The sequence below is a fragment of the Frankia sp. Hr75.2 genome (assembly GCF_949319125.1).
Taxonomy (GTDB): domain Bacteria; phylum Actinomycetota; class Actinomycetes; order Frankiales; family Frankiaceae; genus Parafrankia; species Parafrankia soli.
This window is the reverse complement of the sequence record NZ_CASGGV010000288.1, coordinates 191790-209294: the sequence shown is the minus strand read 5'-3', so window position 1 is coordinate 209294 and position 17505 is coordinate 191790. Positions and strand designations below refer to the sequence as shown.

The following is a 17505-nucleotide window of genomic DNA, read 5'->3' as shown; positions in this document are numbered from 1 at the left end:
CATGATCGCCGGCATGCTCCGCCACATCCTCGACACCCCCCCCCCCCCGGCCCCCGGCGGGCGCGCCGCCCCCCCCCCCCCCCCCCCCCCCCCCCCCCCCCCCCCCACTTCTGCGATGGATCATCAGACCGGGGCTGGGGGCCTGGGTCAGCCCGGCAGGGCCGACCGTTCGGCCAGCAGGCGCAGCAGCTCCGGGCCGACCTGCGTCACGTCGCCGGCGCCGAGTGTCATGACCAGGTCGCCCGGCCGCGCCAGATCCATCAGCACGCCCGGGACGGCCGACCACGACGGCTCGTACACGACCCGCGCTGCCCCGGCCCGCGCCGCCCCGGCCCGGGTGGCCGCGGCGACCCGGGCACCACCCGCGCCCGGCTCGGGCTGCTCCCCGGCGCCGTAGACGTCCATCACCACGACCGCGTCGGCCGAGCCCAGCGCGGCACCGAACCGGTCGGCGAGCAGGGCCGTGCGGCTGTACAGGTGCGGCTGGAACGCGACGACGACCCGGCCGCCGCCGGCAGCCGCCCGCGCCGCCTCGACCGCGGCGGCCACCCGGTCCGGGTGGTTGGCGTAGTCGTCGACCACCCGCACCCCGCCCGCCGACCCGAGCGGCTGGAAGCGGCGGCGGACCCCGGCGAACTCGGCCAGCCCGGCCAGCAGGCCGGCCGGTGGGGCACCCAGGGCGATCCCGGCGGCCAGGGCCGCCGCGGCGTCCAGGAGGTGGTGCCGGCCGGGGACCCGCAGCGACAGCCGGCCCAGCCGGACGCCATGGACGACGACCTCCGCGCTGGTGCCCGCGATCGAGATCTCCTCGGCGACGAGCCGGACGTCCGCCGACGACCCGAACCCGTACCCCGTCAGCCACGGCCGGCCCGCGCCCGCGGTGCCCTGCCCGCCTGTGGTGCTGTGCGCGGCGGCGTCCGCCGGGCGCCCGTCCGGGCCGCCGGCCCGGCGCCACCGGTCGGCGTGATCGGCCGCCGCCGTGGCGAGCGCCCAGCCGGCCGTGTCGTCCACGCAGGCGACCAGGAAGCCGCCCGGGTCGACCCGGCGCAGGAACGTCGCGAACGAGGCGGCGAGCGCGGGCATCGTCCGGTAGTGGTCGAGATGTTCGGCGGCCACCCCGGTCAGCACCGCGCCGTACGGCTGGAGCTGCCAGAACGCGCCGACGTCCTCGTCCGCCTCGACGACCATCAGCTCGGAGCTGCCCGCGTGGGTGTGCGAACCGGCCTCGCCCGGATCGCCGCCGACCGCGAATGTCGGGTCCTCACCGCAGGCCTGCAGGGCGGCGGTGAGCATCATCGCCACCGTGGTCTTGCCGTGCGAGCCCGCGACCGCGACGCCCCGGTGCCCGGCCATCAGCCCGGCGAGCGCGGCGGAGCGGGTCAGCACGCGCAGCTCGCGCCGGCGCGCCTCGGCGAGCTCCGGGTCGTCGGTCGGCACCGCGGGCGCGACGACGACGAGCTCGACCCCGTCGAGCCGTGACGCGTCGAAACTGTCCGGGCCGTTGCCCACCGTGATCGGGATGCCGAGCGCGCGCAGCGACGCCAGCCGCCGGGATTCGACCGCGTCGCTGCCGGTGACTGTCGCGCCCCGCGCGACCAGCAGCCGCGCCAGACCGCTCATGGCGATCCCGCCGATGCCGACGAGGTGGACCCGCCGCCAGCCCTCCGGGAGATCTCGCGCCGTCACGTGGCCATCCTGCCGCAGTGCCGCGCGCGGGCGTGCGTCGGACCCACGCGCGCCGGGCTCAGGCGCGGCGCGGGCGGGAAGGCGCTGGCCACGGTCGCTCAGTTCGCCGCGTGCCTCGGCCGGGCCCGCCTGCGGGTCGGCTCGGCCAGCCGGATCATCGCGACGATCGCGCGGGCGGCGTCCGGGTGGCCCGTGCCGGCGCAGGCCGCGGACATCTTCCCCAGTCGCTCTGCCGAGGTCAGCACCGGGAGCAGGTTGGCCGCCAGCCAGCCGGGGCTCAGCTCGGCGTCGTCCACCAGCAGCCCGCCGCCGGCCTCCACCGTCGGCAGCGCGTTGCGGCGCTGCTCGCCGTTGCCGTGCGGCAGCGGTACGTACACCGCCGGCAGGCCGACCGCCGCGAGCTCGGCGCACGTCATCGCGCCGGAGCGGCACAGGCTCATGTCGGCGGCCGCGTAGGCGGAGGGGATGTGGTCCAGGTAGGGCACCGCCCGGTAGGGCGCGGCCAGCCCGGCGGGCAGCGCGGCGGCGACCTCCTCGTAGTTCTTCGGCCCGGTGGCGTGCAACACCTGCACGCCCGAGCCGGTCAGCTCCCGCGCGGCGCCGACCATCGCGGTGTTCAGCGAGCGGGCGCCCTGCGACCCCCCGAAGACGAGCAGGGTCGGGCGGTGGGCGTCCAGGCCGTAGCGGGCCCGCGCCGCGCGCGCCGCCGGCGCCGAGCGGTCCAGGGTGAGGATCTCCGCGCGCAGCGGAATCCCGGTGAGGGTGGACCCGCGCAGCGGGGTGCTGGGGTAGGAGGTGGCCACGAACGGCGTGAGCCGCGCCCCCAGCCGGTTCGCGAGGCCGGGCAGCGGGTTGGCCTCGTGCACGACGATCGGCACCCCCAGGCGGCGCGCGGCCACGTAGGCGGGCACGGCGACGTAGCCGCCGAAGCCCACCACGACGTCCGCCCGCACCTCGCGCAGCGTGGCGCGCGCCGCGCCGACGGCGGCGGCCAGCCGTTTCGGCACCGTGAGCAGCGCCGGCGAGGGGCGCCGGGGCATCGGTACCTTCGGCACGGTCGCCAACTCGTAGCCGCGAGCCGGGACGAGTTTCGCCTCCAGCCCGGTCTCGGTACCGAGCAGGGTCACCCGGATCCTGGGGTCGTCCGCGCGCAACGCGTCGGCGACCGCGAGGGCCGGTTCCACATGGCCGGCAGTTCCGCCGCCGGCGAGCAGCACACTTCGCAACATCGGCCCTGACGATTCCACATCGCGGCGGCGCGCACGCAACATGGTCGGCCGAACACGCGGGCGGATCGGCCGACCACACGGACGCCTCGGCTCGGCCGCTCGGACCGCCGTTCCGGGGGGCCGAGCTCGACCGTTCTAGACCGCCGCCTCGGGAGTCTCGGCCCGCGCGGCGCGGCGGCGGCGCAGCCACCCCCGACCAGCGCGCCCCGCACGCCCTGCGCGGCGCGCCTCGGCGCGCGCCGCGAGGTAGACGACGGCATCCGGCTCGCGGCGGGCGAAGGCCAGCAGCATGCCCAGCGCGCCCATCGTCGGCAGCAGCGCCGATCCACCGAAGGACACCAGTGGCAGGGTCACCCCGGTGATCGGCAGGATTCCCACGACCGCGCCCATGTTCACCACGGCCTGCGCGATGATCCAGGCGGTGACCGCCGTGGCGGCCAGCCGGATGAACAGGTCGTCGGCGCGGTGCGCGATCCGCAGGCCCGCGTAGCCCAGCACGCCGAACAGCGTGACGGTCACCAGACTCCCGAGCAGCCCGAGCTCCTCGCCGATGATCGCGAGGATGAAGTCGGTGTGCACGGCGGGCAGCAGATCCGGCCACTTCTCCCGGGAGGCGCCCAGCCCCTCCCCCCACCAACCACCGGACGACAGCGCGTAGATGCCGTGGACGGCCTGGAAACCGGTGTTGTTCGGGTCGGCGAAGGGATCCCGGAAGGACATCAGTCGTTCCAGCCGGTACGGCGCGCTGATCGCCAGGACACTGGCGCCGGCGACCATGCCGCCGAGCAGCCCGGCGTAGATCCGCAGCGGGGTGCCGATCACCCAGAGCACCGCCAGCGGGACGACGGTGACACAGATCGAGCCGCCCAGGTCGGGCTCGAGCATGAGCAGCAGGTCGACGAACAGGAAGCCGGGCACCACCGGGATGATCAGGTGCTTCCAGTTGACCAGCAGCCGGCGCTTGCGGACGAGGACGTCCGAGCACCACAGCACGAGGGCGATCTTGGCGAACTCGCTCGGCTGCAGGGTGTACGGGCCGATCGGGATCCACTGCCGCGAACCGTTCTCGACGTGCCCGATCCCCGGGACGAGCACCGCCATCAGCAGCAGGACGGTCACGCCCAGCAACGGGTAGGCGGCGGCCCGGAAGACCCGGATCGGCAGGCGGCTCGCGACCAGCAGCAGCGGGATGCCGATGCCGGCCCAGGTCGCCTGCCGCAGGAACAGCGTGTAGGCCGAGCCGAAGTCCTGGAAGGACCGCGGGGCGGACGCCGAGAGCACCATCACCAGGCCGAGCAGCAGCAACAGGCCGGCGGAGGAGAGCAGCAGGTAGTACGAGGCCAGCGGGCGGTCGAGGACGGGCGTGCGGGGGTCGCCGACCCAGCCCCGCCTGGCCCCGGTGGCCTCCGGCCCGCCGGTGCCGGGGCGCAGCCCGCCGGCGCCGCCCGCGCCGCCCGTGTCGGTGGCGGCCTCGGAGCCCGCCGCGCCGGCCCCGCCCGCGCCGGTCGTGCCCGGGCCGGTGCTCCCCGCGGGCCTCGACCCGGCGACGGCCGTCCCCGTTCTGGTGGTTCGCGCACCCGTCATGCGCTCACTCACGCTCCCCCTCTCCGGTGCCGCGCTGGGAGGGAGAGCGCCGGCGGTCAGCCTCCCCGCGCTCGCACGGCCGCGGCGAACAGGTCGCCGCGCTCCGCGTAGTCACGGAACATGTCCATCGACGCCGCCGCGGGCGCCAGCAGCACGGTGTCGCCCGGTGCCGCGAGCTTCGCGGCGGCCTCCACCGCATCGTCCATGCCCGCGGCCCGTTCCACGGGGACATCGGGGGCGTGTCGGGCGAGAGCCGCGGCCACCTCGTCGGCGCACTGGCCGATCAGGACCACCGCGCGCAGCCCGTGACGGGCCGAGACAACGAGATCGTCGAACTCAAGGCCCTTGTTCAGACCGCCCGCGATCCACACCACCGACGGGTAGGCGCGCAGCGACGCCGCGGCGGCATGCGGGTTGGTGGCCTTGCTGTCGTCGACGTAGCGGACGCCGCCGCGCCGGCCGACGGTGACGTTGCGGTGCGCGCCGGGCCGGAACGACGCGAGCGCCGCGCCGATGGCCGCCGGGTCCACCCCGTCGGCGCGGGCCAGCGCGGCGGCGGCCAGCGCGTTGGCGATGTTGTGCGATCCCAGCTCAGCGCCGGTGGCGAAGCCGGGGAAGCGGTCGTCCCGGAACTGGCCGCCGCCGAACGGGCCCGGCCCGTCGCCGGTCCCGGCCGCGCCGGCCCGGGTGCCACCCGCCACGGCGCCACCGACCCTGCCGCCGGCCGGCCCGCCGCCGGTGATGCCGGTGGCGGGCGGGCGCCGCCCGGGTGAGCGGCCGGCCGCGCCGAGATCGGCCACGGCGATCAGCCGCCCGCCGGAGAAGGCCCGGTCGACCAGGTACCCGTTCACGACGGTCAGGTCGGGCCGTGGGGTGGCGTTCGGGTCCAGCCCGAAGGTGACCCGCCGGCCCGGCGCCCGCGACAGCAGCTCCAGGCTCACGGGGTCGTCCACGTTGCCGACGGCGACGGTGTGCGGGGCCGCCCAGATCCGCGCCTTCGCCGCCGCGTAGGCGTCGGCTCCGCCGTGCCAGTCGAGATGGTCCGGCGCGACGTTGAGGATCACCGCCGCGCGCGGGGCGACGGTGGAGGTGTAGTGCAGCTGGAAGCTGGACAGCTCGACGGCGAGCGCGTCGTAGGGCGGCCGGGTCTCGACGGCCGCCACGATGGGCGTGCCGATGTTGCCGGCTGTGGTGGCGCGCCGCCCCCCGGCGACGAGCATCGCGCCGAGCATCTCGGTCGTGGTGGTCTTGCCGTTCGTGCCGGTGACCGCGAGCCACCGGGACAGCCCGCGCCACCGCCAGGCGAGCTCCACCTCGCCCCACACCGGTACCCCGGCGGCCTCCGCCGCCCGCAGCAGCGGCGTGTCCGGTGGGACACCCGGCGAGGTGACGACGAGCGACGCCGCCCCGGCCTCGGCCGGCAGGCCGCCGAGCCGGACCTCGATTCCCTCCGCCCGCAGCCGCTCGGCGGCGGCGCGCTGGCCCGGGCCGTCGGCCGCGTCCACCACGACCACCCGGGCGCCGCGGGCCGCCAGCGCACCGGCCGCCGCGGCGCCGGAGACGCCCACTCCGACGACCGTGACCTGAGCGCCGGCGAGCGCCGCGCCCGCGGGCACCGGTGTGGCGGAAGTACTCATGGTCAACCGCCCCCGTGGGAAAGATACTCGGCGTAGAACAGGCCCAGGCCGAACGCTACGGCCAGGCCGGAGACGATCCAGAACCGGATGATCACCGTCGTCTCCGGCCATTCGGCGAGTTCGAAGTGATGGTGGATGGGCGCCATGTTGAACACCCGTCTCTTCGTCGCCTTGAAGAACGCCACCTGGATCATGACCGACAGCGTCTCGATGACGAACAGGCCCCCCAGCACGAACAGCAGCAGCTCGGTGCGGCTGACGATCGCGATGCTGGCGAACGCCCCGCCGAGCGCGAGCGAGCCGGTGTCCCCCATGAAGATCTTCGCCGGGCTGGCGTTCCACCACAGGAAGCCGAAACAGGCCCCCATCGCGGCGGCGGAGACCAACGCGACGTCGAGCGGGTCGCGCACGTAGTAGCAGCCCTCGGTCAGCGCCCCGGCCTCGCAGACGTTGCCGAACTGCCAGAAGGAGATCACCACGTAGGCGCCGAAGACCATCGCGGACGTGCCGGCGGCCAGGCCGTCCAGGCCGTCGGTGAGGTTCACCGCGTTCGAGGTCGCGGCGATGATGATCCAGGCGAGCAGCGGGAAGCCGATCAGGCCGATCGAGAACCCGGTGTCGCGCACGACCGAGATGAACGTCGAGCCCGGCAGCAGCCCGCTGTCGTTCTTGAACCGGACGGCCAGCAGCCCGAACGCCAGGGCGACCGCGGCCTGGCCGGCGAACTTCGTCCGGGCCGTCAGCCCCAGGCTGCGCTGCTTGCGGATCTTGATGTAGTCGTCCAGGAAGCCGACCAGGCCCAGGCCCGTCATCACCATCAGGACCAGCAGGCCCGAGGCGGTGAAGCCGATGCCGGTGACCAGGTGCGAGACGAAGTACCCGGCGAGGGTGGCGAGGATGATGACGGTGCCGCCCATGGTGGGCGTGCCGCGCTTGGTCAGGTGGCTCGACGGCCCGTCCTCACGGATCTCCTGCCCGTAGCCCTGCCGCCGGAAGAAGCGGATCACCGACGGGGTGCCGAGCAGGGAGATGACCAGCGCGACCAGTGCCGCGAAGAGAACTCCTCTCACGCGAGCGTCACCCGCGCACGCCTGGTTCGCCGGAGTGTCCCACCGTGTTCCACGTGTTCTCGATCCCCTCGATCGCGGCGCCGGCGGCGCCGTCCCGCCGGCCCGCTGGGCCGGCCCCACCATCCGCGGTCAGCCCCGTGGCCACCCGCTCGAGCCCGAACGACCGGCTCGCCTTCACCAGAACCACGTCACCCGGGCGGACCTGCGCGGCGAGCAGCGCCAGCGCCTCGTCCACCCCGGGCACCCAGGTCGACTCGCCGGCCCAGGCGCCCTCGTGCTCCGCCGCCTGATGCACCCGGCGCGCCCCGGCGCCGACCGCCACCAGCCGTGACACGCCCAGCCCGGCGGCGAGCCGCCCCAGGGTGTCGTGCGCGGCCTCCGCGTCGGCGCCGAGCTCGCCCATCGGACCCAGCACCGCCCACGCCCGCCCCGCTCCCCGCATGTCCATCAGCGCGGTCAGGGCCGCGCGCATCGACTCGGGGTTCGCGTTGTAGGAGTCGTTGAGCACGACCACGCCTTCCGCGGTGGTCGTCACCTCCATCCGCCAGCGGCTGCGCGGGCGGGCCTCCTCGAGCGCTGCCGCGGCCTCGGCCGGCGCGAGGCCGAGTGATGTCGCCACCGCCGCGGCGGCCAGCGCGTTGGCCACCTGGTGCGCGCCGACGAGGCCGAGGCGCAGCCGGTGGCGCTCCCCGCCGGCCAGCAGGTCGAACGCGGCCCGGCCGTCGCCGCCCACCTCGACGCGCTCGGCGCGGACGTCCGCCGCCGCGACGCGGCCGAAGGTGACCACCTGGGCGCCGGCGCGGCCGGCCATCGCCGCCACCAGCGGATCGTCGGCGTTCAGCACGACCAGGCCGGTGGCCGCCTCCGCGAGCTCGCCCTTCGCCGCGGCGATGCCGTTCCGCCCGTCGGCGTACTCCCCCACGTGCGCCGACCCGACGTTGAGCACCAGCCCGACGTGCGGGCGGGCCACCGCGCACAGCGTCGCGATGTGCCCGATGCCGCGGGCGCCCATCTCCAGCACCACGAACGCGGTGTCGGGCTCGGTGCGCAGCAGGGTCAGCGGCAGGCCGATCTCGTTGTTGAACGAGCCCACCGCGGCGACCGTCGGGCCGAGCCTGCCGAGCAGGTCGGCCAGCAGGTCCTTGGTGGTCGTCTTACCGGCCGAGCCGGTCACCCCGACCACGGTCGCCGGGGCGAGGTCCCGCAGGTGCGCGGCGAGCGCGGCCAGCGCCGCCGCCGGGTCGGCGGCGACGACGGTGGGCACGCCCGTCTCCCGGGCGCCGAGGACGGCCACCGCGCCGGCCGCGACCGCGCCGACGGCGAAGTCGTGCCCGTCCACCCGTTCACCGGGCAGGGCGACGAACAGCGCGCCCGGGCCGACCTGACGGGAGTCGATCACCACCGACGTGACCGGGGTCAACCGGTCCGCGCCGGCGGTGAGCCGGCCACCGGTGGCGGCGGCCACCTCGGCGAGAGTCAGCGCGATCATCGGCTCGCCGCCGCCAGCAGCGCGGAGCGCAGCACCTCGCGGTCGTCGAACGGCGTGACGACACCGGCGACGTCCTGCCCGCTCTCGTGCCCCTTGCCGGCCACGATCACGGCGTCGGTGGGCCCGGCGGCGCCGACCGCGAGCGCGATCGCGCTCGCCCGGTCCGGCTCCACGACGATCTCGCCCGCTCCAGGGGCGCCGCGGGCGCCGGCCAGCATCTGCTCGAGGATGCGCGCCGGGTCCTCGGACCGGGGGTTGTCGCTGGTGAACACGGCCAGGTCGGCCAGCCGCGCCGCGGCCGCGCCCATCAGCGGCCGCTTGGCTCGGTCGCGGTCCCCACCGCAGCCGAGGACGACGACCACCCGCCCGGTCACGATCGGGCGCACGGCGGCGAGCAGCGTCTCGACCGCGTCGGGGGTGTGGGCGTAGTCCACGAGGGCGAGGAACGGCTGGCCGGCGTCGATCCGCTCCATCCGGCCCGGGACCCCCGGCAGCGACGAGATGCCCTCGGCCGCCGCCTCCAGCGGGACACCGACGGCGGCCAGCAGCGCGAGGGCGCCCAGCGCGTTGGCGACGTTGAACCGGCCCGGCAGGGCGAGCGAGAGGTCCGCCTTCGCGCCGTCCGGGCCCAGCGCGCGGAACACGCTGCCGGCCGGGCCGGCGACGACGTCCTCCGGCCACCAGTCGGCCGGGCGGCCGGTCACCGAGTAGGTGCGCGCGTCCGGGCGCAGCGCCGCGAGCCGGCGGCCCCAGTCGTCGTCGACGCAGACCACGGCGGCCGCGCTGCGGGCGGGCTCGAACAGTGCCGCCTTCGCCGCGAAGTAGTCCTCCATCGTCGGGTGGAAGTCGAGGTGGTCCTGGCTGAGGTTGGTGAAGGCGGCGCCGGCGAAGCGCAGCGCGTCCACCCGGTGCTGGGCCAGCGCGTGGCTCGACACCTCCATCGACGCCGCCCCGACGCCCCGCTCCACCATCGTCGCGAGCAGCGCCTGCAGGTCGCCGGACTCGGGCGTCGTGCGCACCGAGGGCACCACCGTTCCGGCGACCCGGGTCTGCACCGTGCCGAGCAGGCCCGTGGTGTACCCGGCGGCGCGCAGGCCGGCGTCCAGGAGGAAGGCGGTGGTGGTCTTGCCGTTCGTGCCGGTGACCCCGAGCAGGGTCAGCGCGCTCGACGGCTCGCCGTAGATCCAGGCGGCGGCCGGCGCCAGGTCGCGGCGCGGGTCGTCGGTGACGAGCACGGGCACCGCGAGCCGGCCGGACAGCGTCGCGGCGCCCACCGGGTCGGTGAGGACGGCGACGGCACCGGCGGCGACGGCACCGGCGGCGAAGTCGGCGCCGTGCACGTGCGCGCCGGGCAGCGCCGCGTAGAGGTCGCCCGGCAGCACCGCGCGCGAGTCGTGGGTGACGCCGGTGAGGACGACACCGGCGAGGGCCGCCCCGCCCGACGGACCGGGCGCGACGGTGATGGATCTGAGGACGTCGGGCAGAGCGGTGAGCGACCGCGGTGACGGCGCTGCCGGACGTAGTGCCGGGGTGGTCACGGGGACGACCTTAGTGGGCGGGCAGGCGGGGGATCCGCACGGGCGCCGTGGACGGCGGTGGTCCACCGGGCCGACGCGCAGGTGTCGGGACAGCCTGGGCCAAACCGGCGGCGGCTCCCGGCCCCCGGCCCCCGTCGTGGACGGGCGCGCGACGTCCCGCGCTCGCCCGTCCACGACGCTCTCCCCGGTCCGCGGTGCCTTCCCCGTCCGCGGTGCTCCTGCTCGTCCTCGGTGCTCTCGCCCGTTCTCAGCGGTCGAGGTCGAGCACCAGCGGTTCGGGCCTGGTCCCCGGCGGCGGCACGCCCAGCGTGGTGAGGGCGAAGCTCATCACCCGTTTGAACACCGGCGCGGCGACCTCGCCGCCGTAGAAGCCCTTGCGCGGGTGGTCGAGCACGACCTCCACGACGACCTGGGGGTCGTCGGCCGGGGCGAAGCCGATGAACGTCGAGACGTAGCCGTCGTAGCCGCCGTTGACCGGGTCGTACCGCTTCGCCGTGCCCGTCTTGCCGGCGACCCGGTACCCGGCGACCTCGGCGGCGGGGGCGGTGCCCTGCGTCGTCGCGACGGCCTCGAGCATGCGGGTGAGCGTGGAGGCGGTCTCCGGGGAGACCACCCGGCGCTCGGGCGCCCGCGGGGTGGGCCGTGTGACCCCGTCCGGGCCGGTGATCGCGTCCACCAGCCGCGGCGCGACCCGCATGCCGCCGTTCGCCACGGTCGCGTAGACCGACGCCATCTGCAGGGCCGTGGCCGAGGTGCCCTGGCCGTAGGCGATGGTCGCGGCCTGACTGCCCGACCAGTCCGCGGCCGGCGGCAGGATGCCGGCGGCCTCGCCGGGGAAGTCGACCTCGGTCGCCTTGCCGAGCCCGAACGCGCGCATCATCTGCTCGAGGTTGTCGTTGCCGACCCGCTCGGCGACGAGCACCGTCCCGATGTTGCTGGACCGGGCGAGCACGCCGGCCGCGGTGAGGTGCTCGGTGCCGTGCGGCTCCGAGTCCGTGATCGTCACCCCGCCCCGCTCGATGGACGGCGGCACGGTGATCGGGGTCGTCGTCTCGATCAGGTTCCGGTCCAGTGCCGCGGCCATGGTGATGACCTTGTTGACGCTGCCGGGCTCGAAGGCCTGGCCGGTCGAGCGGTTTCCGATCGCGTCGATGTCCCGGGAGGTGATGTTGTTCGGGTCGAACTGGGGCGCGTCGGCCATCGCGAGCAGGTCACCCGTCTTCGGGTTCATCACGACGATCGTGCCGCCGTCCGCCTCCGAGGTCCGCACCGCCTCGGCGATCGCGCTCTGGGCGTCCCACTGGATGTAGTTGTCGATGGTGAGGCGCAGTGTGGAGCCGCTGACCGGGTCCTTCTCCACGCTCTGCGCCGAGGGGATCTCCCGCCCGGACGGGTCGGCCTCGATCTGGCGGCGCCCGTCCGTCCCGCGCAGCACGCTGTCGTAGGCCAGCTCCAGGCCGCCGGCGCCCACGATCGCGTCGTTCTCGCCGAGCTTGGTGAAGCCGACGAAGTTGGCGCCCAGGGTCAGCGACGGGTACCAGCGCCCCCGCTCGGGGAGGACGCCGATGCCGCGCAGGCCCAGCTTGTCCACCTCGTCCCCGACCGCCCGGTCGAGGCGACGGCCCAGGTACACGAACCGCACCTGGGGATCGTTGGACGTCATGCTCTTGCGCAGCGTGTTCTCGGACTCGCCGAGCAGCGGGGCCAGCTTGCGCGCCGCGTCGACGACCTGGGCCTCGTTCATCAGCCACGGGTCCGCGTACACGGCCCGGCGCTCGACGTCCTGCGCCAGCGCGTCGCCGTGCCGGTCTGTGATCATGCCACGGTCGGCGGGCAGGACGGACTTGCGCAGCCGCTGCTGCTCGGCCTGCTCCGCGTAGTTGGACGAGGCGAAGCCCTGCAGCTGCGCGAGCCGGCCGGCGATCACGACCAGGACGGCGATCATCAGTACCACCGACACCCGGACCCGGCGGCGGGGGCTGGCGAGGACGAACGGCCGCGACGGCCGCGGCGGCGTGCCCCCGAGGCCGCGGCGGATCGAGGTGGCCCGGTTGCGGCCCGCCCCACCGCTCGAGGGATGCGGGCGCCGGACGGGGGGGATCCGCCCGGACGTCGTCCGGCTGGCCGCCCCCCGGGTCGGGTTACGCCGGCCGGCCGCTCCGCGGGCGGAGGTCGTACGGGCGGATGTGGCGCGGGCGGCCTGGTCCCGGCGGAGCTGCTCACGTGGCGTCGCCGAGCCGGCGGCCGCGCTGCGCAGCGGAGACACCCGTGGGGACGACCGACCCGCCCGGGCCGTCGCCGCCCGGCGCTCCCGTCCGGCCGCGGCGGGGCGGGGCCGGCGCGCCGCCCGTTCCGTGGCTTCGGCGGCGTCGTCGTCCCAGGTCTGTTCGTCAAGCTCGTCGCGGTCGTCGCGGTCGTCGCGGCGTCGGTCGCCGCCGCGGGGGGGTGGGGTCACCCGGCCGCGGCCGCCGTCCGGGTCACGGCCGGAGAACCGGCGCACGGACGGATCGAGCAGGTCGTCACCGTCGTGGCGCGCGGACCGCGCGTCCGGGCTCCCCGGCTGCGGGTTCGTGACGAGACGGAGTCGGTTCCGACCGCGGCCGGAGGACGGACCGCGGGTCGTCTGGCTCACTGACCGGCTCCCGCCTCTCCGTCGGTCCCGGTGTCGGTCCCGGTACGGGCCTGCGTATCGGCGGCGGACCCGGCCGCCTCGCCGCCAGCCGCCGCCTCGCCGCCAGCCGCGGGCTGGGTGGACGTGCCACCCGCGCCGGAGGCGCCCGACTGAGCCGAGGCGCCGGACTGGGTGGCCGCGGAGTCCGTCGCCGCGGCGGCGCCGGCCGGAGCCGCCGACGGGCCCGGGACCACGACGAGCAGCATGCCGCTGCCCGCGTCCCGGGTCAGGACGCGCGCCCCGGGCGGCAGCGGCGCGTTGGCCGGCAGGTACTCGGGAACGCCGCCGGGCACCATCCCGAGCTGGTTCGCGCGGGCGGCGAGCTGCCCCGGGTCGGACTGCTCGTCGAGCTTGAGCGACAGCTGCTGCTCCTGCCGGGTCAGCTCGGTGGACTGCCGCTCGAGCTCGTCGGCGTGGAAGGAGTTCTCCATCAGCGCCGTGTTGAGCAGGAGCAGCGACAGCAGTCCCGCCCCCATCAGCACGAGCAGCAGCACCACGAACGGCCCGCGCGGCGCCGTGGACCGCGCCGGCACCCGCAGCACCGACAGCCCCGGCCGCGCTCCCCGCCGCAGTGGTGAGTCGAGCAGGGGAACCGTGGTCGCGCCGACCGCCATCGCGGACGGCCGACGTCCCGCACCGGACCGGCCCGTTCCCGATCGTCCGGTGGCTGTCCGTCCCGTGCCCGAGCGCGCGCTGCCGGGCCGGGCCGGGACGGTGTGCCCCGCGGTCGTGCGCGCGCCGGTCGTGCGCGTGGCGGTCGTGCGCGTGGCGGTCGTGCGCGTGGCGCTGGACGAACGGGCCGCGCTGGACGAGCGGGCGGGCGCTCCGGCGCCTACCGCGCCCACGCCGGCGGCGACCGGCCGGCGACGGGCGCGGCCGGGCACGGCCACCTCGTCGGACGGGTCGGCGCGGCGTCCGGCTTCGTCGGCGTACGCGGGCTCCCCGACGGGCGACCCGGCATCCGCGAGGTCACCGGCCGTGGAATCGCCGAACGCGGGCTCGCCGGCCACAGGCTCGCCGAGCGTGTGGTCGCCGGCCGCCGGCTCGCCGGGGGCCGTATCGCCGTAATTGACGCCGCCGTATGCGGAGTCGTCGTAGACGGGGTCGCCGTAGCCGGACGCGCCGTACGGCGCGTCCTCGTGGGGCACGTCCGCGTAGGGAGCGCTGTCGTAGGGCGCGTTCTCGTAGGGCGTGTCGTCGTAGCCGGTGCTCTCGAACGCGGCCACGTCATAGGCGTACGCGGTGCCGTCGTGCGCGGCGTCGTGCGCGGCGCCCGGGTAGGCGGCCACGTCGTGGTCTGTCGCGTGGTACTCGGAGCCGGACGTGTGATGACCCGGACGGGCGCGACCGCGGGGCAGCGGGTTCGCGGGAGCGGTCATCGGACACCTCCGGTCTGGTTGTGCGCGCGGCCCGGTTCGGCCGCCGTGCGTTCCGCCGCGCGCAGCCGGACCGACCCGGCGCGCGCGTTCTGTTCGATCTCCGTGTCGGAAGCCGGCTCCGCGCCGCGGGTCAGCCACCGTAACGTCGGCCGGGCGTCATCCGGGATGACCGGCATGTCCGGCGGGACGGAGGGCACCGAGCGCGGCGTCAGCACCCGTTTCACCAGCCGGTCCTCCAGGGAGTGATAGGAGAGGACGACCAGGCGGCCCGCCACGGCCAGCGCGTCGAAGGCGGCGGGCACCGCGCGCTCGAGCACCTCGAGCTCGGAGTTCACCTCGATGCGCAGCGCCTGGAAGGTGCGCTTGGCCGGGTTGCCTCCGGTGCGGCGCGCCGCCGCGGGGATGGAGTCGCGGACCAGGTCCACCAGCCGCGCGGAGGTGGTGAACGGCGCGGCCTGGCGCTGGGTCACCACCGCCCGGGCGATGCGGCGCGCGAACCGCTCCTCGCCGTACTCCCGCAGCACCCGGGTCAGCGCGTCGACGTCGTAGTTGTTGAGGACGTCGGCCGCGGTGGGGCCGCGCTCCTGGTCCATCCGCATGTCCAGCGGGGCGTCCCGGGAGTAGGCGAAGCCGCGCTCGTCGAGGTCGAGCTGCATGGACGAGACGCCGAGATCGAACAGGACACCGTCCACCGACGGCACACCGAGCCGCTCGAGGACGTCCGGCAGCTGGTCGTAGACGGCGTGCTCGAGGTCGACGCGGTCACTCAGGCCGACGCGGTCACCCAGGCCGGTGAGGCGGCGCCGGCTGTGCTCGAGGGCGGTGGTGTCCCGGTCGAGACCGATGAGGCGGACCTGCGGGAAGGCCTCGAGCAGCGCGTGCGAGTGACCGCCCAGCCCGACAGTGGCGTCGACGACGACCGCACCGGGACGGCGCAGCGCGGGGTCAAGCAGCTTGATCACGCGCTCGGTCAGCACCGGCGTGTGCGTGACGTCCACTGCCAACCCCTCGGCCGCTTGTCGGATCTGGTGTTTCGGATATGCGGGCGGGCACGCCGGTGCGTTGGCGGGTACGCCGTCCCCGGCGGCCATCGGGAAGGGAACGGCCGGAAGAGTCGTACACCCAGGTCCCGCCCCGCTCGATCCGCCGGACGCCGGGGAAGTGGTGTCCGGTGGGAGCGGGGGGAGACCTCGACAGACGACCGGATGGTGACGCGACGCCTTCGACGACTCAGATGACTCCGGGCAGGACCTCCTCCGACAGCTCGGCGAAGGTCTCCTCCTGGTCGGCGAGGTAGGTGTCCCAACGCTGGGAGTCCCAGATCTCGACCCGGGTGTTGGCGCCGTTGACCACGCACTCGCGGACCAGCCCCGCGTACGCCCGCAGCGGCGGCGGAATGGTGATCCGCCCCTGGCGGTCGGGGACGTCGTCGGAGGCCGACGAGAAGAAGACGCGGCTGTAGTCGCGAAGCGCCTTCGCGGTGACCGGAGCGGTACGGAGGGACTCACTGATGCGGGTGAACTCCGCCAAGGGGAACACGTAGAGACAACGTTCCTGCCCCTTCGTGATCACTAGCCCCCCCTCCAGCTCTTCGCGGAACTTCGCAGGCAGAGTCAGCCGCCCCTTGTCGTCCAGCCGCGGCGTGTGGCTGCCGAGAAACACCGGAGCCTCCCCGCCAGGCCCGGAGAGACGCGCCGTGACCATCAGACGACGACTGGTTCACCAGCCGGCGGCTACCCGCGAGCTCCCCACCCCCACTGCGCGCCACTCTACCCCACTCCCCCCCACCCGACACCCCCAAGACACCCCGCTCCACCCCACCGCTCCCACTCCGGGCTCGGGGGCGGTAAGCGCTCCGTAGGGAGGCTGGTATAAATCGCCGCAAACCAGGTTGATACACGACAGTCAGGCGGCGAAAAAGGGAACAAATGACCCCTCGCCCGGGTACGGACGACCGGGCCGCAGCCCACGGCCACAACCGCAACGGCGGCCATCACCGACCAGTCCTCCCGGACCCCCCCTTATGGATGTCACACTCGTGGGGGAGTGCTCCGCGTCAGGATGATGTCCGGGCTGTTCCGGGGTTGCCTCCGGGGGCCGCGTCCAGGGCGGCGACGGTGCCCCCGCGCACGACATCCCCGCACCGGGGGCGACGACCGGGACACGCGATCCGAAGGAGGCCCGCACCGTGGTGACGGAGCCGGGAGTACTGCGCTGGCGCGACCCGGCGGGCGAGATCGATCATCTGTCCGAGGTCGCCGACCGGATCGGCCGCTCGGTGGAGACCGTCATCGACGGCAAGTCGGATGTGGTCCGCACGGCTCTGGTGGTCCTGTTCGCCGAGGGGCACCTCCTCATCGAGGACGTGCCAGGCGTCGGCAAGACCATGCTCGCCAAGGCCCTCGCCCGCTCGATCGACGCACGGGTGCGGCGGATCCAGTTCACTCCGGACCTGCTCCCCAGCGACGTGACCGGCGTCAGCGTCTACAACCAGGGCACCCGCGACTTCGAGTTCCGGCCGGGCCCGGTGTTCGCGAACATCGTGGTCGGCGACGAGATCAACCGGGCCGAGCCCAAGGCCCAGTCGGCCCTCCTGGAATGCATGGAGGAGCAGCAGGTGACCGTGGACGGTGTCACCTACCGCCTCGAGGCCCCGTTCATGGTCGTCGCCACCCAGAACCCGATCGAGATGGACGGCACCCGGGCGCTCCCCGAGGCCCAGCGCGACCGCTTCACCGCCCGGGTCTCGATGGGCTATCCCTCGCCCGGCGCCGAGCTGGCGATGCTCGACAACCACGGCCAGAGCGACCCGCTGACCAACGTCGTCCCGGTCACCACCGCGGCCGAGGTCGCCAAGCTGGCGAACGCGGTGCGCTCGGTGCACGTCTCCGGCGAGGTCCGCCAGTACATCGTCGACCTGGTCGGAGCCACCCGGCGGCACCCGGAGATCACGCTGGGCGCGTCCCCGCGGGCCACGCTGCACCTGATCCGTACGGCCCGGGCGCACGCCGCGGTCAGCCGGCGCGGCTATGTGCTCCCGGACGACGTCCAGGCGGTCGCCGGCCCGGTGCTGGCGCACCGCCTGCTGCTGCATCCTGAGATCATGCTGTCGGGTGAGCCGACGAACGACATCGCGGCCCGGATCGTGACCGACCTGATCGCCCGGATCCCGATCGCCCGGCAGGACCCGGCACGTCCCTCGCGACGTGGCCGTTAGAGACA

At 75.2% G+C, this 17505-nt stretch carries 12 protein-coding genes; 1 reads left to right on the top strand and 11 read right to left on the bottom strand.

Going from position 1 to position 17505, the window contains the following annotated elements; all coding sequences use genetic code 11:
- Positions 1-147: 147 nt before the first annotated feature.
- The 11 genes from AC559T_RS21025 to mraZ form a co-directional block, all read right to left on the bottom strand.
- Positions 148-1686: a UDP-N-acetylmuramate--L-alanine ligase gene (locus tag AC559T_RS21025; RefSeq protein WP_498869810.1), complete on the bottom strand. Its 1539-nt coding sequence runs from the start codon at positions 1684-1686 to the stop codon at positions 148-150.
- A gap of 98 nt (positions 1687-1784) precedes the next feature.
- Entirely contained in the window at positions 1785-2915 is a 1131-nt protein-coding gene (gene murG / locus AC559T_RS21020; RefSeq protein WP_112106092.1) for an undecaprenyldiphospho-muramoylpentapeptide beta-N-acetylglucosaminyltransferase, read from the bottom strand.
- Between the two features lie 135 nt (positions 2916-3050).
- Positions 3051-4499, bottom strand: a complete 1449-nt coding sequence (gene ftsW, locus AC559T_RS21015) for a putative lipid II flippase FtsW (RefSeq protein ID WP_498869809.1) — start codon at positions 4497-4499, stop codon at positions 3051-3053.
- A 56-nt stretch (positions 4500-4555) separates the two neighbouring features.
- Positions 4556-6136 (bottom strand): UDP-N-acetylmuramoyl-L-alanine--D-glutamate ligase, encoded by a 1581-nt coding sequence (murD, locus tag AC559T_RS21010; protein ID WP_131625944.1) that lies wholly within the window; start codon positions 6134-6136, stop codon positions 4556-4558.
- 2 nt (positions 6137-6138) lie between these two features.
- The gene (gene mraY, locus AC559T_RS21005) at positions 6139-7206 is read right to left on the bottom strand and encodes a phospho-N-acetylmuramoyl-pentapeptide-transferase (protein WP_071063813.1); all 1068 of its coding nucleotides are present in this window, start codon (positions 7204-7206) and stop codon (positions 6139-6141) included.
- A gap of 7 nt (positions 7207-7213) precedes the next feature.
- Positions 7214-8695 carry a UDP-N-acetylmuramoyl-tripeptide--D-alanyl-D-alanine ligase gene (locus tag AC559T_RS21000; RefSeq protein WP_498869808.1) on the bottom strand — a complete coding sequence of 494 codons (1482 nt, stop codon included), beginning with the start codon at positions 8693-8695 and terminating at the stop codon, positions 7214-7216.
- Positions 8692-10233 carry a UDP-N-acetylmuramoyl-L-alanyl-D-glutamate--2,6-diaminopimelate ligase gene (locus AC559T_RS20995; protein WP_498869807.1) on the bottom strand — a complete coding sequence of 514 codons (1542 nt, stop codon included), beginning with the start codon at positions 10231-10233 and terminating at the stop codon, positions 8692-8694. Before AC559T_RS20995 ends, AC559T_RS21000 begins: the two co-directional genes overlap by 4 nt.
- A gap of 247 nt (positions 10234-10480) precedes the next feature.
- The gene (locus tag AC559T_RS20990) at positions 10481-12865 is read right to left on the bottom strand and encodes a peptidoglycan D,D-transpeptidase FtsI family protein (RefSeq protein ID WP_498869806.1); all 2385 of its coding nucleotides are present in this window, start codon (positions 12863-12865) and stop codon (positions 10481-10483) included.
- Complete coding sequence (gene ftsL / locus AC559T_RS20985) at positions 12862-14283, bottom strand: cell division protein FtsL (protein ID WP_498869805.1); 1422 nt, start codon at positions 14281-14283, stop codon at positions 12862-12864. Before ftsL ends, AC559T_RS20990 begins: the two co-directional genes overlap by 4 nt.
- Positions 14280-15281: a 16S rRNA (cytosine(1402)-N(4))-methyltransferase RsmH gene (gene rsmH, locus AC559T_RS20980; RefSeq protein WP_112106085.1), complete on the bottom strand. Its 1002-nt coding sequence runs from the start codon at positions 15279-15281 to the stop codon at positions 14280-14282. The genes ftsL and rsmH overlap by 4 nt, the downstream gene beginning before the upstream one ends.
- A 232-nt stretch (positions 15282-15513) precedes the next feature.
- Positions 15514-15945, bottom strand: coding sequence for a division/cell wall cluster transcriptional repressor MraZ (mraZ, locus tag AC559T_RS20975; protein WP_026239192.1), 432 nt, complete (start codon positions 15943-15945; stop codon positions 15514-15516).
- A gap of 526 nt (positions 15946-16471) precedes the next feature.
- Here mraZ and AC559T_RS20970 point away from each other — a divergent pair.
- Entirely contained in the window at positions 16472-17500 is a 1029-nt protein-coding gene (locus AC559T_RS20970) for an AAA family ATPase (protein WP_020462582.1), read from the top strand.
- Positions 17501-17505: the final 5 nt, after the last annotated feature.

What these genes read in the sequence shown, in the direction of transcription:
- murG (WP_112106092.1), bottom strand. Translation starts at nt 2,915, where the DNA reads ATGTTGCGAAGTGTGCTGCTCGCCGGCGGCGGAACTGCCGGCCATGTG.
- ftsW (WP_498869809.1), bottom strand. Translation starts at nt 4,499, where the DNA reads ATGACGGGTGCGCGAACCACCAGAACGGGGACGGCCGTCGCCGGGTCG.
- murD (WP_131625944.1), bottom strand. Translation starts at nt 6,136, where the DNA reads ATGAGTACTTCCGCCACACCGGTGCCCGCGGGCGCGGCGCTCGCCGGC.
- AC559T_RS21000 (WP_498869808.1), bottom strand. Translation starts at nt 8,695, where the DNA reads ATGATCGCGCTGACTCTCGCCGAGGTGGCCGCCGCCACCGGTGGCCGG.
- ftsL (WP_498869805.1), bottom strand. Translation starts at nt 14,283, where the DNA reads ATGACCGCTCCCGCGAACCCGCTGCCCCGCGGTCGCGCCCGTCCGGGT.